Below are 14407 nucleotides of genomic sequence, written 5' to 3' on the forward strand. Positions count from 1 at the left end.
CACACCGGTCCCGTCCACCCGTCCCCCTCCGTTCGCGCAGGGACACGAAGAGAAGCGAGCAGCAGCAGTGAGCAGCAACAGCGGTGACGTCCGGCTCTGGGGCGGGCGTTTCGCCGACGGCCCGGCGGAGGCACTGGCCAAGCTTTCGGCGTCCGTCCACTTCGACTGGCGGCTCGCGCCGTACGACATCGCCGGCTCCCGCGCCCATGCCCGGGTGCTGCACCAGGCCGACCTCCTGACCGCCGACGAACTGGAGCGGATGCTGGAGGGGCTGGACCGGCTCGAGGCGGACGTCGCGTCCGGGGTCTTCGTGGGCACCATCGCCGACGAGGACGTGCACACCGCCCTGGAGCGGGGACTGCTGGAGCGCCTCGGCGCCGACCTCGGTGGCAAGCTCCGCGCCGGCCGTTCGCGGAACGACCAGGTGGCCACCCTCTTCCGGATGTACCTGCGGGACCACGCGCGGATCATCGGCGGGCTGATCGCCGACCTCCAGCAGGCGCTGGTGGACCTCGCCGAGGCCCACCCCGATGTGGCCATGCCCGGTCGTACCCACCTCCAGCACGCCCAGCCGGTGCTCTTCGCCCACCACGTCCTCGCGCACGTCCAGGCGCTCTCCCGGGACGCCGAGCGGCTGCGGCAGTGGGACGAGCGGACCGCGGTGTCGCCCTACGGCTCCGGAGCGCTCGCCGGATCCTCGCTGGGCCTCGACCCCGAAGCGGTGGCGCGGGACCTCGGCTTCGAGCGCGGCTCCTCGGGGAACTCCATCGACGGCACGGCCTCGCGTGACTTCGTGGCCGAGTTCGCCTTCATCACCGCCATGATCGGCGTCGACCTCTCCCGGATCGCCGAGGAGGTCATCATCTGGAACACCAAGGAATTCTCCTTCGTGACCCTGCACGACGCCTTCTCCACCGGCTCGTCGATCATGCCGCAGAAGAAGAACCCGGACATCGCCGAGCTGGCGCGCGGCAAGTCCGGCCGGCTCATCGGCAACCTCACCGGCCTGCTGGCCACCCTCAAGGCGCTTCCGCTCGCCTACAACCGCGACCTCCAGGAAGACAAGGAGCCGGTGTTCGACTCCTGCGACCAGCTGGAGGTGCTGCTGCCGGCGTTCACCGGGATGATGGCCACGCTCACCGTCAACCGGGAACGGATGGCGGAACTGGCCCCGGCCGGCTTCTCGCTCGCCACCGACATCGCCGAATGGCTCGTCAAGCAGGGCGTCCCGTTCCGCGTCGCCCACGAGGTGGCGGGGGAGTGCGTCAAGGAGTGCGAGGCGCACGCCATCGAGCTGGACCAGCTCACCGACGAGCAGTTCGTCAAGATCTCCCCGCACCTCACCCCGGAGGTCCGCTCGGTCCTCAACGTGGCCGGAGCGCTCGCCGCCCGCAGCGGCCGCGGAGGCACCGCCCCGTCCGCCGTCGCCACCCAGCTCGCCGAGGTGAAGGCCGACCTCGCGGTCCAGCGCGACTGGGCGGACGCCAAGCGCTGAGCACTGCCTCCGGGCAGTGCGGGCAGGAGCGATCCCCACCCGCATGAGACATTCTTGTCTCATGCGGGTTATTGTTGTCTCATGACTGTTGACCGTGGCCAGGTCCTCCGCGCAGCCGCCGCTCTGCTCACCCGGAAGTCGACCGCTTCCATGGATGAGATCGCCCGCGCGGCCGGCATCAGCCGCGCCACCCTGCACCGGCAGTTCGCCGGCCGGGACGCCCTGATACGGGCGCTGGAGGAGCTGTGCATCGAACAGCTCCAGGGCGCGCTGGACGGCGCCCGGCTGGAGCAGGGCGACCCCGTCGAGGCCCTCCGGCGCCTGGTCGCCGCGACGCACCCGGTCGCCGGATTCCTCGCCTTCCTCTACACCGAGAACCAGCTCTTCGAGGGTGAGGAGATCCACGAGGGCTGGGCCCGGCTGGACGCCCGGGTGGCCGCCCTCTTCCGCCGGGGCCAGGAGGAGGGCGCCATCCGGCTGGACCTCACCCCGGCCTGGCTCACCGAGGCGCTGTACGGGCTGGTCGCCGCGGGCGCCTGGGCCGTCCAGGACGGGCGGGTCGCGGCCAACGACATGGACTACATGGTCATCGAGCTGCTGCTCGGTGGAGCACGACGGAGTACCGACCGATGAGCACCGAGCTGATGGACCCCAAGAGCGGCGAGCAACTGCGGCCCGGGCGCTGGCTGGCCCTGGCCGTACTGGTCCTCGCCGTACTGCTGGTCGCCGTCGACGCGACCGTGCTGGGCCTGGCCACCCCCTACCTCAGCGAGGACCTCCAGCCCTCCAGCACCCAGCTGCTGTGGATCGGCGACGTCTACTCGTTCGTGATCGCCGGCCTGCTGGTCTCGATGGGCAGCCTGGGGGACCGGATCGGCCGCAAGCGGCTGCTGCTGTGCGGCTCGGTCGCCTTCGGCGCGGTGTCGGTGCTCAACGCCTACGCCACCAGCCCGGAGATGATGATCGTGGCCCGGGCGCTGCTGGGAGTGGCCGGGGCGACCCTGATGCCCGCCACCCTCGCCCTGATCCGCAACCTCTTCCACGACCCCCGCGAGCGCAGTCTCGCCGTCGGCATCTGGGGAGCCACCGCCTCGGCCGGCGCCGCCGTCGGCCCGGTGGTGGGCGGATTCCTGCTGGAGCACTACTGGTGGGGCTCGGTCTTCCTGATCAACCTCCCGGTGATGGCGGTCCTGGTGCTGGTCGGCATCAGACTGCTGCCCGAGTCCCGGGACCCCGCACCCGGCCCCTGGGACCTGCTCAGCGTCTTCCTGTCGCTGATCGGTGTGGTCGCCGTGGTGTACGCGATCAAGGAGACGGCCGCCCACGGGATGCACGCCGACAGCGCGGCTGCGCTCGCGATCGGCGCGCTGGCCCTGGTGTGGTTCGTCCGGCGCCAGCTCACGCTGCCGGTGCCGCTGCTGGACATGCGGCTGTTCAAACGCCGCGGATTCTCCGGCGCGGTGCTCGCGGACCTGCTCACCATCCTGGGACTGGCCGGGCTGATCTTCTTCCTCTCCCAGTTCCTCCAGCTGGTGCAGGGGCGTGAGCCGCTCGAGGCCGGCCTGGCGGAACTGCCCGCGGCCATCGGCGCGGTGGCCGCCGGTCTGGTGGCCGGGCACGCCGCCCGCCGGTTCTCGGTCCGGGCGGTGGTCTCCGGCGGCCTGGCCGCGCTGGGCCTGGCCCTCGCCGCCCTCACCTCGCTGCAGGCCGACACCGGCTACCCGCTGCTGGGCACGGTGCTGCTGGTGGTCGGCGTCGGTGCCGGCTTCTCGTTCACCGTCACCGCCGACGTCATCCTCTCCAGTGTGCCCAAGCACCAGGCCGGTGCGGCGTCCGCGGTCTCGGAGACGGCGTACGAACTGGGCGCGGCGCTGGGTATCGCGCTGCTCGGCTCCATCGTGACCGGTGTCTACCGGAACTTCGACACGCCCCAGGGCGTGCCCGATGCGGCGGCCGCGGAGGCCCACGAGTCGCTGGGCGGGGCCGTGGAGGCAGCGGCCGGACTGCCCAGGGACACCGGCGCACAGCTGCTCGACTCGGCACGCGAAGCGTTCGTGGAGGGCCTGCGGATCGCCGCCGGGATGGGCGCACTGGTGCTGCTGGTGGCCGCGCTGGGCGCCTGGTTCGCGCTGCGCGGGCAGCGGCTGGCGGACAGCGCCCACGAGGAGTGAGGTGCCGGCGCCGGGTCAGCCGGGGTGGCGGCGCTTGGGCACCTCCGCGTCGCCGGCGGTCCGGTCCGCCGCCCGCTGGATCTCCCGCACCGCGTCGGCGGGCCGGACCTCGCCCTGCAGGAGCCGGCCGAAGACCGGGGCGATCCCTTCCCGGTACAGCGTGTCGTACCACTCGGTGATCCGGGGCCGCAGGAGGTTCTTCCCCGCCGCGTCCAGCGCGGAGGTGGCGGCGACCAGCGGCGACTTCTTCCGGTCGGTGCTCCCGGTGCCGACCACGGAGGTCAGCGAAACGGCTTCGTCGCCGAACTGGTGGGCCGCGTCCTGGGAGAGCATGATGCGGAGCAGTTCCTGGGCGCCGGCCGGGTTCCGGGCCGCTCTGGGCACGAGGAAGGGCGCGCCGCCGGCCCCCCACACCGCCCCGAACGGCAGCTTGTCGGAAGCGCTCAGGGAGTAGGATCCGGCCACCGCCAGCTCGAACTCCGGCCGGCCGGCCTCCTCGGTCTCCTGGGCGATCCAGGAGCCGTTGGGGAGGAACAGCGCCTTGCCGGCGGCCCAGGCCTGCTGGGACTCGGTGTGGTTCATGTCCGCCGTCCGGGGGAGGACGTGGCCGTCCCGCCCCAACTGGTAGTACGCCTCGAACGCGTCCCGCACCGCGGAGTGCCGCCAGGCTCGCGGCTCCAGGTTGTCGATGGCGGCGAGCACCGCCGGGCCGCCGATCTTGCCGATGAACGGGAGCAGCGCGTACCCCAGGTAGTAGGGGAACGTGCCGGCGTAGGTCCAGCCGGCGGTGCCGGCGGACTTCGCCGCCCGGCACGCCTCCAGCATGTCGTCCCAGGTCTTCGGGGACTCCAGGCCGAGCTCCTGCAGTCGCGCCCCGGAGTGCCACACCCCGTAGACGGTGTAGGAGTAGTGCAGGGCGAGGACCTTGCGCCCGGTGTCGTCGGTCTCCAGCGCCCCGGGCCGCAGGGTGTCCCGGACCCGGGTGTCCGGGTCGTCGTAGGACGGGGCGTCCAGCAGCGCCGTGAGGTCGGTCAGCCGGCCTTCCTTCGCGAGGGTGGCGAGCGTGAGCTGGTCCGGTCCGGAGTTCTCCACCAGGTCGGGCGGGCTGTCTCCGGACAGCCGGGTCGTCATCACCGCCCCGATCTGGTCGGTCGTCTCCTTCTTGACCTGTGCGCCGTCGAACGCTTTGCGGTACACCTCGCCGGGGTACGGCAGATAGGTATCGACGAATTGTCCGCGGAACAGCAGGACGTCCACCCGTGCGCCGGGCTCGGCGCCGAGTGGGTTGCCGGGGCCGGTGTTCTCGCCGTCGGTGGACCCGCCCGGCCGGGGGCTGCCACCGCCGGAGCCGCCACCGCCGTCGTCGTCCGGGCCCGACGCCAGCCGCCACCAGGCGACGCCGCCACCGGCCGCGGCCGTCACGGCGGCGGCCGACAGACCGCGCAGCAGACCGCGCCGGCCGATCCGCCGTTCCGCGGGACCGGCCGCCCCCGGCCCGGCGACCTGCCCGGCTCCCGGCCCGGCGACCGGTGCCGCGCCGGGTCCGGTCCACCCGGCCCCGTCCCCCGCGGCACCGGGCGGCGGCAGCGGCCGGGTGGGGGCCGGTCCGGACGGCCGGGCGGGTGCCGGCCCGCCACCGGTCCCGGTGCCGTCGACCGTGGGCGGCAGCGCGGCGTCCCACGCCGCGTCCGGCGGCGCCGGACGCGGCCAGGCGGACGGACCGGTCCACGGGGCGGGCAGTGGCTCGGGCAGTGGTCCGGGCGGCGGACCGAAGGCCGGCCCGGGCGCGGCGCCGGAGCCGGGTGGCGCCTGGGCGCCGGAGGCGGGCGGCCCCGCCGGCCCGGGCGGTGGACCGGTCTCGCCGGAGGCCCGCGGGCCGGGCCCTCCCGGCGCGTCCGGCACCCGACCGGCACCGGGGCCGGCCTGCGGGGCGGGGCCGGACCCGTGCCCGGCGCCGGGGGACTCCGCCCGGCCCTCCGCCGGAGTTCCCTCCAGCGCCTCCTCCGGCGCGTCGTCCGGGGCGGCGGCGCCGAGGATCTCACCCGCCAGTGCCAGCAACCGGTAGGAGACGGCGGCCGGCAGCCACTGCGCGTACGCCGCCGGCCCCACCGGGCCGAACTCCCGGGCCAGTTCCGGCAGTGCGGGCCGGGCCGCCGGATCCTTGGCCAGGCACCGCTCGGCGATCCGGCGCAGCCCCTTGGGCACCTCCGCCAGCAGCGGGCCCTCGTGGACCGTGCGGTACATCAGGATCTGCGGGTCGGCCGCGCCGTACGGGCCGGCCCCGGTGGCGGCGAAGACCAGCACACCGCCCAGGGCGAAGACGTCGGTGGCTCCGGAGACACCCGGGCCGGAGCCGGTCACCTGTTCGGGCGCCATGTAGCCGGCGGTGCCCAGCGAGGTACCCGTGTGCGTGAGCGCGCTGTGGGTCGCGGAGTGGGCGATGCCGAAGTCGATGACGCGCGGACCGTCCGGTGCCAGCAGCACGTTCGAGGGCTTCAGGTCGCGGTGGACCAGCCCCGCGGCGTGGATCGCGGTGAGCGCCTCGACCAGTCCGCCGAGGAGCAGCCGCACCACCGGTTCGGGCAGCGGGCCGTGTTCCGTGACGGCGTCGGTGAGCGAGACGCCGGGGACGTAGGCGGTGGCCATCCACGGGGTCCCGGCGTCCGGGTCGGCGTCCACCACCGGGGCCACGTACGGTCCGACGACCCGGCGGGCCGCCGCCACCTCGCGGGCGAAGCGGCGCCGGAACACCGGATCGTCGGAGAGCTCCGCGCGCGCCGCCTTCACCGCGACCGTGCGCCCCTGGGGCGACCGGCCCAGGTAGACCCGTCCCATGCCCCCGCCGCCGAGCAGGCCGAACAGCCGGAACGGCCCGATCCGTCTCGGGTCGTCCGCCGCGAGCCGCTTCTTCACCGCATCCCCTTCCGCGTACCCGGAACCGGCGCCGAGCGCTCGCCGGTGTCGTCCGAGCGCTCGTCAGTATCGTCCAAACGGACGGCTGCCGCCGGGGTTTGCGGGGAGAAAGATCACGGCCCCGCTCGAAGCGGGGCCGTGGGCCGGTGCCGGCGGGGTCGCGGCGGGTCAGGCCGCCTGCTGGGTCCGGGCCTTGGTGGCGTAGACGTCCACGTACTCCTGGCCGGAGAGCCGCATGACCTCGCTCATCACCTCGTCGGTCACCGCCCGCAGCACATACCGGTCGCGGTCCATGCCCTCGTACCGGGTGAAGTCCAGTGGCTCGCCGAAACGGACCGTGACCGGCGCGATCCGCGGCATGCCGCTGCCGCTGGGCTGCACCTTGTCGGTGCCCAGCATCGCGAACGGCACCACCGGCGCCCCCGTCATCAGGGTCAGCCGGGCGATACCGGTGCGACCGCGGTACAGCCGCCCGTCCGGCGAACGGGTGCCCTCCGGGTAGATGCCGAACGCGTGGCCCTCCTCCAGCACCCGGCGCCCGGTCATCAGCGCGGCCACCCCGCCGTGCCCGCCGTCCCGGTCCACCGGGATCATGCCGGCGGCGGTGAAGAACCAGGCCATCAGCCGGCCCTTGAGGCCCTTGCCCTTCACGTACTCGTCCTTGCCGATGAAGAACACCGGACGCTTCACCACCAGCGTCAGGAACATCGAGTCGATGAAGGTGACGTGGTTGCCGGCGAGGATCACCGGGCCGCGCTGCGGAATGTGCTCCGCCCCCTCGACACGCGGGCGGAACAGGACGCGCAACAGCACACCGAGCGTCGCCTTGAGGAAGATGCGGGACAACGGGCCCTCCGGTCGTGGTCGTCAGTCGCTGCGCCGGCGCCGGGGCCGGATCCACCGCCCCTCACCCGCGCAGGTGTGGACGATACTCGCGAGTCACCTCCGGGCGCACACCGGGTGCACGGCGCCGACACGCAGTGTTGACTCCAGTTTGCGTCGCGTTCGGTCCGGCGTCTCCCGCCGGAAACACGAACACCCTTACGATCGGGCCGTTCTTCCGGCAGGTCACGACGTGCTGCGGGCGGTAGCAGCGGCAACAGCCCGACGACCCGGGCGGCCCCGCCGCGACCCACCCCCCACGTCACACGGCGACATCACAGCGAGGAGTGCTCATGGAGCAGGAGCAGCAGCCGGGGCGGCGCGCCCTTCTGGGGGTCGCGGCCCTCGGTGCGGGCGTGGCGGTAGTGGGCGCGGCGGGCACCGCCGCGGCCGGGCAGCACGGCGGCCCGGGCTCGTACCGCGAGCTGCCGGTGCCGACCGTCATCGCGCACCGCGGCGCCAGCGGCTACCGGCCCGAGCACACCCTCGGCTCGTACCAGCTCGCCCTGGACATGGGCGCGGACGTCATCGAGCAGGACCTGGTGCCCACCAAGGACGGGCACCTGGTCTGCCGCCACGAGAACGACATCACGGCCACCACCGATGTCGCCGACCACCCCGAGTTCGCGGGCCGCAAGACCACCAAGACGGTCGACGGCACCTCGCTGACGGGCTGGTTCACCGAGGACTTCACCCTCGCCGAACTGAAGACGCTGCGCGCCAAGGAGCGCATACCGGGCACCCGCCAGCACAACACCCTCTACAACGGGGTGTGGCAGGTGCCGACCCTCCAGGAGGTCATGGAGTGGGCGGAGCGCGAGGGCCGCAGGCGCGGCCGCCGGATCTGGCTGCACATCGAGACCAAGCACCCCAGCTACTTCCGCAAGCTCGGCCTCGGGCTGGAGGAGCCGCTGGCCAAGCTGCTGCGCCGGTACGGCCGGCACCGGAAGAACTCGGCGACCTTCCTCCAGTCCTTCGAGCCCAGCAGCATCCAGCGGCTGGCCAAGCTGGTGGACACCCCCAAGGTGGTGCTGCTGGACGGGGCGAACACCCGCCCCTGGGACTTCGTGGAGGCCGGTGACCCGCGCACCGTCGCCGACCTGGTGAAGCCCGAGGGCCTGGCGTGGATCGCCCGGTTCGCCCAGGGCATCGGCCCCACCCTGCTGCTGATCATCCCCCGGGACGCGAGCGGCAGGCTGGGCACGCCCACCACCCTGGTGAAGGACGCGCACGCGGCCGGGCTGGTCCTGCACCCCTACACCCTGCGGAACGAGAACACCTTCCTGCCGGTGGACTTCCGCCGCGGCACCGACCCGAACGCCTACGGGGACGCGCTCGCCGCCCTCAAGGTCTACTTCGAGCAGGGCATCGACGGCATCTTCACCGACAACCCGGACACCGGGCTGCTCGCCCGGGAGGCGTTCCGCTCCTCCTGACCCGCGCGGCGCCGGGCCCGTGCGCACGCGCGGGGTCCGGCACCGGGCGCCGCCGCCGCGTCACCCGCACCCGGCCGGGTGTCGCCCGGTCGGGTGAGCCGCGGCCGGACCGGAAACCGCGCCCGGGCCGGCCACGTCACGCGGGGCATGGACCTATGGGAGGAACTGCGTCCGCTGCTGGCCGCCGAGGCGGCGGCGGAGGCGCACGGCGCGGGCATCGACCCGGCCGATCTGGAACAGGGCGTGTGGGTACGGCTGCTGGAGCACACCCGTACCGCCGGCCCGCCGCCCCGCCCGGCCAGCTGGCTGCGGACCGCGGTCCGCGCCGAGGCCCGCGGAGCCCGGCGCCGGGCCCGCCGGGAGGTGCCGTACGACCCGGTCGGCGGCGGCCCGGGGCTCGGCCCGGAGTCCGCCGCCGAGCGCCGGTTCCTGGACGCCGAGACCGGCCGGGTGCTGCACGCCGCGGTCCGCCGGCTGCCCGGCCGCTGTCCCGGGCTGCTCGGCGCCCTGCTGTCCCGTGCGGACCCCACCTACCGGGAGATCGCGGCGGAGTTGGGAATGTCACAGGGCAGCCTGGGCCCGGTTCGTTCCCGATGTCTGGGTTGCCTGCGCAGAATGCTGACGGCGGAGGTTGCGACTCCTGAACTCCGGGGAAAGGAGCGTGCGTAACCATCGCGCCTCGGAGACGCGTGCACCCTCACAGCGGCTCCGGTCAGGCCACACCGGCCCGGCCGGCACCGGGGCCCGGGTATCGCCCGGACGGACGGAACCCGGCCGGCAGGCGGACGAGACATGGGGAGGCATGCGCACCATGGGCATGAGCGTGACCATCTCTGCGGCGACCGAGCACGACGCCGAACAGATCCTCAAACTGCAGTACCTGTGCTATCAGCGCGAGGCCGAGCTGTACGGCGACTACTCCATCGAGCCGCTGACCCAGTCCCTCGACGACCTCCGCGCCGAGCTGGGCGAGGGCGTGGTGCTGGTCGCCCGGCTCGGCACGGAGGTCGTCGGCTCGGTCCGCGGAACGGTCGACGAGGACGGTGTCGCGGCCATCGGCAAGCTGATCGTGCATCCCCGGATGCAGCGGCACGGACTGGGCGGGAGGCTGCTCGCCGCGATCGAGGAGCGGCTGGCGGAAGCCGGTGCGGCCACCCGGTACCGGCTGTTCACCGGTCACCGCAGCGAGGGCAATCTGCGGCTGTACCGCCGCTGCGGCTACGCCCAGACCGGCACCGAGGAGATCAGTCGCCGGCTGAGCCTGGTGTTCCTGGAGAAGCCGGTCGGCGAGCCGGCGCTCGCGGCCGGCGTCTGACCGGTTCGCCCGCCGGGACCGCTCGCCCCCGGTCCGCACGGGCCGGGGGCGCCCCGCCCAGGCGGACCGGGTCAGGCGCCGGACGGGGGCGCCGCATCAGGTGTCGGTCAGGGGCCGGGTCAGGTGTCGGTCAGGTGTGCCGGGTCAGGCGCCGGTCGGGGGTGCCGGGTCAGGCGCCGGACGGGGGTGCCGGGTCAGGCGTCCGGTCGGGCCCGGCGCAGCCAGAGCAGCCCGGTGACCGGCAGCAGGATCGGGATGAACAGATAGCCCATGCCGTAGTCCGACCACACCGTCTCGTCGGGGAACGCCGACTTGTCGGCGAGCGTCCAGGTGCCCACCAGCAGCACTCCCAGCAGCTCGGCGGCGCAGCAGACCAGGGCCGCCTTGCGGGCCCCCTCGCCGCCCCGGACCAGGGAGAGGGTGATGAAGGCGTACACCGCGGCGGAGACCGCCGAGAGCACGTACGCCAGCGGTGCCTCTTCGTACTGGGCGATCAGCTGGTAGACGGAGCGCGACGCCGCCGCGACGGTGAACACCCCGTAGAGCAGCACCAGCAGCCGGCCGGGGCCCTGGCCCAGGCCGGCCCGGGCTCCGGAGCCGGTCCGCGGTCCGGCGTTCCCCGTCCCGCTCCCGGCCGCCGGGGACGTCCGCTCAGCCACCGGTGCCCTCCCAGATGTCGAACAGCCGCACCTCGAGGACGGCCATCACCACGGCCGCGGCGGCCACCGTCGCCGAGCCCCAGCGGGTGCGCTCGGCCAGCGACATGAAGGCACCGATGGGCACCGCCAGCGCCGATCCGAGCAGATACGCGACGAAGATCGCGGTGCCCTGGTCGGGCTCCTCGCCGCGGGCCAGCCGCACGATGCCGACCACCAGCTGCGCCAGCCCCAGCACGGTCACCACGGCCATGCCGATGAAGTGCCAGTCCTTGGTGGGCTGGTCCCGGTAGGCGGCGAACCCGCACCAGGCGGCGAGAGTGAGAGCGGTCACACCGATCACGATCGTCAACGCGTCGATCACCGGGGCCTCCGCGCGACACGGCGGCGGACACAGGGCTGGACAGGCATGGGGAGACTCTAATCGGCCCGAAACACCGCGTTGCGCCCGCCCCCGGGGCGGCACGTACGCTGGCCGCTTCGTACGTCTCGAATTGCGAGGTGAGACTCAGTTGAGGATCTCCGCCGACGCCCTTCTCTTCGACAACGACGGCACGCTCGTCTCCTCACTGGACTCGGTGATCCGCTGCTGGACCCGCTGGGCCCGTGAGTACGGGATCCGCGCGGAGGACTTCGCGCGCGTCGAGCTGCACGGCCGGCCGGCCACCGACATCATCGCCGACCTGCTGCCGCCCGCCCGGGTCGCGGGCGCCCGGGCCCGCATCGACGAGCTGGAGCTGGAGGACGTGCCCGGCGGGGTGGCACTGCTGCCCGGCACCGCCGAGCTGATAGCCGGCCTGGCCGCCCATCCGTGGGCGGTGGTCACCTCCGCCAACGGGCAGCTGGCCCGGGCCCGGCTCGCCGAGGCCGGGATCCGGCCCCCGGTGCTGGTCACCGCGGACGACATCACCCGGGGCAAGCCCGACCCCGAACCGTTCCTGCTGGCCGCGGAGCGGCTGGCGGTGGACCCCGCCCGGTGCGTGGTCTTCGAGGACGCGCCCGCCGGGCTGTCGGCCGGCCGGGCCGCCGGGATGCGGACCGTGGCGTTGACCACAACACACCCCCGGGAGCAGCTCAAGGCCGACGCGGTGGCGGCGGACCTCTCGGCCGTCTCGGTGCAGGCCACCACCGGCGGCCTGGAGATCGTGGTGGCGGACTGACGGTGCGCGCGGAGCGCCCGGGCAGGCCGCCGAGAGTCCATATCCTGACCGCCGCTGTCCGGTATTCGGACATGGTTGATCCGTCCATCTACTCGTCTGCTTTACTTGCCGCATGACCACGACGAGCAGCCGCACCCTTGCGACCGAGGCGATCACGACGCCCGGTGCTCGCTGTATGTGTCGAATGTGTGACAGCTGAGGGCCCCTGCCTGAGCCTCGCGCCCCGAAGCGAGACCTGTCCCTCCCGAGCCGTGTCCGGCCCGGCGGGCCCACGGCCCGGACGGTGACGCCGACGCCGCCGTACCGACCGAGCCGCCCCCAGCCTCCGGCCGGGGACCCATCGCGTCACCGGAAACCCGCAGCCGCGCCCCGCGCCGCCGCGCCCTCCTTCTGCCGCGTTCCGCAATGCATGCCCGCGCCCGGCGGTACCACCGCCGCGCACCCGACAGTGACGGAAACCCTGTGATCACCACGACAGGCCTCACCAAGGTCTACCGCGCACGAGGCCGCGAGGTCACCGCCCTCGACGGTGTCGACCTGCACGTCCGCGAAGGAGAGGTGTACGGCGTCGTCGGACAGAGCGGCGCCGGCAAGTCCACCCTCATCCGCTGCGTGAACCTCCTGGAGCGCCCCAGCTCCGGCACGGTCACGGTGGCCGGCCAGGACCTCACCGCCCTCGCCGGCCGGGGCCCGCGGGCCGGCCGGGAACTGCGCCGGGCGCGCAGCCGCATCGGCATGGTCTTCCAGCACTTCAACCTGCTGTCCGCGCGCACGGTGCAGGACAACGTCGAGCTGCCGCTGGAGATCCTCGGCGTCTCCGGCCGGGAACGCTCCCGCAAGGCCCTGGACCTCCTCGACCTGGTCGGCCTCGCCGACAAGGCGAAGGCCTACCCCGCCCAGCTCTCCGGCGGCCAGAAGCAGCGCGTCGGCATAGCCCGCGCCCTGGCCGGCGACCCGAAGGTGCTGCTCTCGGACGAGGCCACCAGCGCCCTGGACCCGGAGACCACCCGTTCCATCCTGGGCCTGCTCCGCGATCTCAACCGGCAGCTCGGCCTCACCGTGCTGCTGATCACGCACGAGATGGACGTGGTCAAGACGATCTGCGACTCGGCCGCGCTGATGCGCGGCGGTCGGATCGTGGAGTCCGGCACGGTCGCCGAACTGCTCGCCACGCCCGGCTCGGAGCTCTCCCACGCGCTCTTCCCGGTCGGCGGCGAGGCGTCCGCCCCGGACCGCACCGTCGTGGACGTCACCTTCCGGGGCGAGGCCGCCACCCGCCCGGTCATCTCCGAACTGGCGCGCACCTACAACGTCGACGTCTCGATCCTCGGTGCCGCCATGGACACCGTCGCGGGCAAGCAGGTCGGCCGGATGCGCATCGAACTGCCCGGCCGCTTCGAGGAGAACGTCGTCCCGATCGGGTTCCTGCGCGAGCAGGGCCTCCAGGTCGACGTGGCCGACGTGACACCCGTGCCCGAGGTGACCGGCGCGTCCGGCGCCGCCGGAGCCGACGAGTCGGCCCCGGCCGGCCCCGAGCTGATCGAGGAAGGTGCCAAGTGACCTGGTCGGAGATGCAGCCCCTGCTGGAGCAGGCCAGCTGGGACACCCTCTACATGGTCGGCTGGTCGGCGCTGATCGCCATCGTCGGCGGACTTCCGCTCGGCGTGCTGCTGGTCCTCACCGACCGCGGCGGGCTGCTGCAGAACGCCGTGGTGAACAAGGTCGTCGGCCAGGTGGTGAACGTCGCCCGCTCGATGCCGTTCATCATCCTGATGGTCGCCCTGATGTCCTTCACCCGCTGGATCGTGGGCACCACCATCGGACCGGACGCCGCCATCGTGCCGCTGGCCGTCGGCGCCATCCCGTTCTTCGCCCGTCTGGTGGAGACCTCCGTACGCGAGGTGGACCACGGGCTGGTCGAGGCCGTCCAGTCGATGGGCGGCAGCACCTGGACCGTGGTCCGCAAGGTCCTGCTCCCCGAGGCCCTGCCGTCGCTGATCGCCGGCGCCACCACCACCATCGTGGCGCTCATCGGCTACTCCGCGATGGCCGGCACGGTCGGCGCGGGCGGACTCGGCGACCTGGCCGTCCGGTACGGCTACCAGCGCTTCGAGGCCGGCCTGATGTGGATCACCGTGGCCATCCTGGCCGTCGTGATCTCGGTCATCCAGCTCGCCGGCGACCTCGCCGCCCGGGCGCTGTCGCACCGCGGCCGTTCCACCGCCTCCGGGCTGCGGCTGTGGCCGCGGCGCCCGGCCGTCCGCGCCGCGGAGGCCGGGCCGCAGGCGGCGACGGTCCCGGCGGCCGAGACCACCAAGGCCCTCTGACCCCCCGCTCCACCCCCGAACCCCGGATCACCGCGGTGCCCCCGGCACCCGC

At 73.6% G+C, this 14407-nt stretch carries 13 protein-coding genes; 9 read left to right on the forward strand and 4 right to left on the reverse strand.

The genetic code is table 11. The features are described 5' to 3' along the window. The first annotated feature begins 67 nt into the window (after positions 1-67). From argH to ACH4B3_RS09205, 3 genes are all read left to right on the forward strand, one after another. Positions 68-1495, forward strand: a complete 1428-nt coding sequence (gene argH / locus ACH4B3_RS09195) for an argininosuccinate lyase (RefSeq protein ID WP_398462111.1) — start codon at positions 68-70, stop codon at positions 1493-1495. Positions 1496-1576: 81 nt separating this feature from the next. After that, entirely contained in the window at positions 1577-2128 is a 552-nt protein-coding gene (locus tag ACH4B3_RS09200) for a TetR/AcrR family transcriptional regulator (protein WP_398462112.1), read from the forward strand. Beyond that, the gene (locus ACH4B3_RS09205) at positions 2125-3666 is read left to right on the forward strand and encodes an MFS transporter (protein WP_398462113.1); all 1542 of its coding nucleotides are present in this window, start codon (positions 2125-2127) and stop codon (positions 3664-3666) included. Before ACH4B3_RS09200 ends, ACH4B3_RS09205 begins: the two co-directional genes overlap by 4 nt. A 15-nt stretch (positions 3667-3681) precedes the next feature. On the opposite strand, the gene ngcE is transcribed toward ACH4B3_RS09205, so the two are convergent. Beyond that, complete coding sequence (ngcE, locus tag ACH4B3_RS09210) at positions 3682-6579, reverse strand: N-acetylglucosamine/diacetylchitobiose ABC transporter substrate-binding protein (protein ID WP_398462114.1); 2898 nt, start codon at positions 6577-6579, stop codon at positions 3682-3684. Positions 6580-6747: 168 nt separating this feature from the next. Beyond that, the gene (locus ACH4B3_RS09215) at positions 6748-7425 is read right to left on the reverse strand and encodes a lysophospholipid acyltransferase family protein (protein WP_398462115.1); all 678 of its coding nucleotides are present in this window, start codon (positions 7423-7425) and stop codon (positions 6748-6750) included. A gap of 329 nt (positions 7426-7754) precedes the next feature. Here ACH4B3_RS09215 and ACH4B3_RS09220 point away from each other — a divergent pair, with 329 nt between their 5' ends. From ACH4B3_RS09220 to ACH4B3_RS09230, 3 genes are all read left to right on the forward strand, one after another. Then, positions 7755-8897 (forward strand): glycerophosphodiester phosphodiesterase, encoded by a 1143-nt coding sequence (locus tag ACH4B3_RS09220; RefSeq protein WP_398462116.1) that lies wholly within the window; start codon positions 7755-7757, stop codon positions 8895-8897. Positions 8898-9044: 147 nt separating this feature from the next. Next, the gene (locus ACH4B3_RS09225) at positions 9045-9566 is read left to right on the forward strand and encodes a sigma-70 family RNA polymerase sigma factor (protein WP_398462117.1); all 522 of its coding nucleotides are present in this window, start codon (positions 9045-9047) and stop codon (positions 9564-9566) included. Positions 9567-9708: 142 nt separating this feature from the next. After that, positions 9709-10212: a GNAT family N-acetyltransferase gene (locus tag ACH4B3_RS09230; protein WP_398462340.1), complete on the forward strand. Its 504-nt coding sequence runs from the start codon at positions 9709-9711 to the stop codon at positions 10210-10212. Between the two features lie 194 nt (positions 10213-10406). On the opposite strand, the gene ACH4B3_RS09235 is transcribed toward ACH4B3_RS09230, so the two are convergent. Then, on the reverse strand, positions 10407-10871 hold the full coding sequence (locus ACH4B3_RS09235; RefSeq protein ID WP_398462118.1) for a hypothetical protein: 465 nt from the start codon (positions 10869-10871) through the stop codon (positions 10407-10409). Then, positions 10864-11232, reverse strand: coding sequence for a hypothetical protein (locus tag ACH4B3_RS09240; protein WP_398462119.1), 369 nt, complete (start codon positions 11230-11232; stop codon positions 10864-10866). The genes ACH4B3_RS09235 and ACH4B3_RS09240 overlap by 8 nt, the downstream gene beginning before the upstream one ends. 148 nt (positions 11233-11380) lie before the next feature. Here ACH4B3_RS09240 and ACH4B3_RS09245 point away from each other — a divergent pair, with 148 nt between their 5' ends. The 3 genes from ACH4B3_RS09245 (at position 11381) to ACH4B3_RS09255 (ending at position 14355) form a co-directional block, all read left to right on the forward strand. Then, positions 11381-12028 (forward strand): HAD-IA family hydrolase, encoded by a 648-nt coding sequence (locus ACH4B3_RS09245; protein ID WP_398462120.1) that lies wholly within the window; start codon positions 11381-11383, stop codon positions 12026-12028. 462 nt (positions 12029-12490) lie between these two features. Further along, positions 12491-13588 carry a methionine ABC transporter ATP-binding protein gene (locus tag ACH4B3_RS09250; protein ID WP_398462121.1) on the forward strand — a complete coding sequence of 366 codons (1098 nt, stop codon included), beginning with the start codon at positions 12491-12493 and terminating at the stop codon, positions 13586-13588. Beyond that, positions 13585-14355, forward strand: coding sequence for a methionine ABC transporter permease (locus tag ACH4B3_RS09255; RefSeq protein WP_398462122.1), 771 nt, complete (start codon positions 13585-13587; stop codon positions 14353-14355). The genes ACH4B3_RS09250 and ACH4B3_RS09255 overlap by 4 nt, the downstream gene beginning before the upstream one ends. Positions 14356-14407 lie beyond the last annotated feature (52 nt).

This window comes from Streptomyces sp. NPDC018031, from assembly GCF_044327625.1.
GTDB lineage: Bacteria > Actinomycetota > Actinomycetes > Streptomycetales > Streptomycetaceae > Streptomyces.

Bases quoted from the DNA above. Each gene is read 5' to 3' on its own strand.
- ACH4B3_RS09200 (WP_398462112.1), top strand. From the start codon at position 1,577: ATGACTGTTGACCGTGGCCAGGTCCTCCGCGCAGCCGCCGCTCTGCTC.
- ACH4B3_RS09205 (WP_398462113.1), top strand. From the start codon at position 2,125: ATGAGCACCGAGCTGATGGACCCCAAGAGCGGCGAGCAACTGCGGCCC.
- ACH4B3_RS09220 (WP_398462116.1), top strand. From the start codon at position 7,755: ATGGAGCAGGAGCAGCAGCCGGGGCGGCGCGCCCTTCTGGGGGTCGCG.
- ACH4B3_RS09225 (WP_398462117.1), top strand. From the start codon at position 9,045: ATGGACCTATGGGAGGAACTGCGTCCGCTGCTGGCCGCCGAGGCGGCG.
- ACH4B3_RS09230 (WP_398462340.1), top strand. From the start codon at position 9,709: ATGGGCATGAGCGTGACCATCTCTGCGGCGACCGAGCACGACGCCGAA.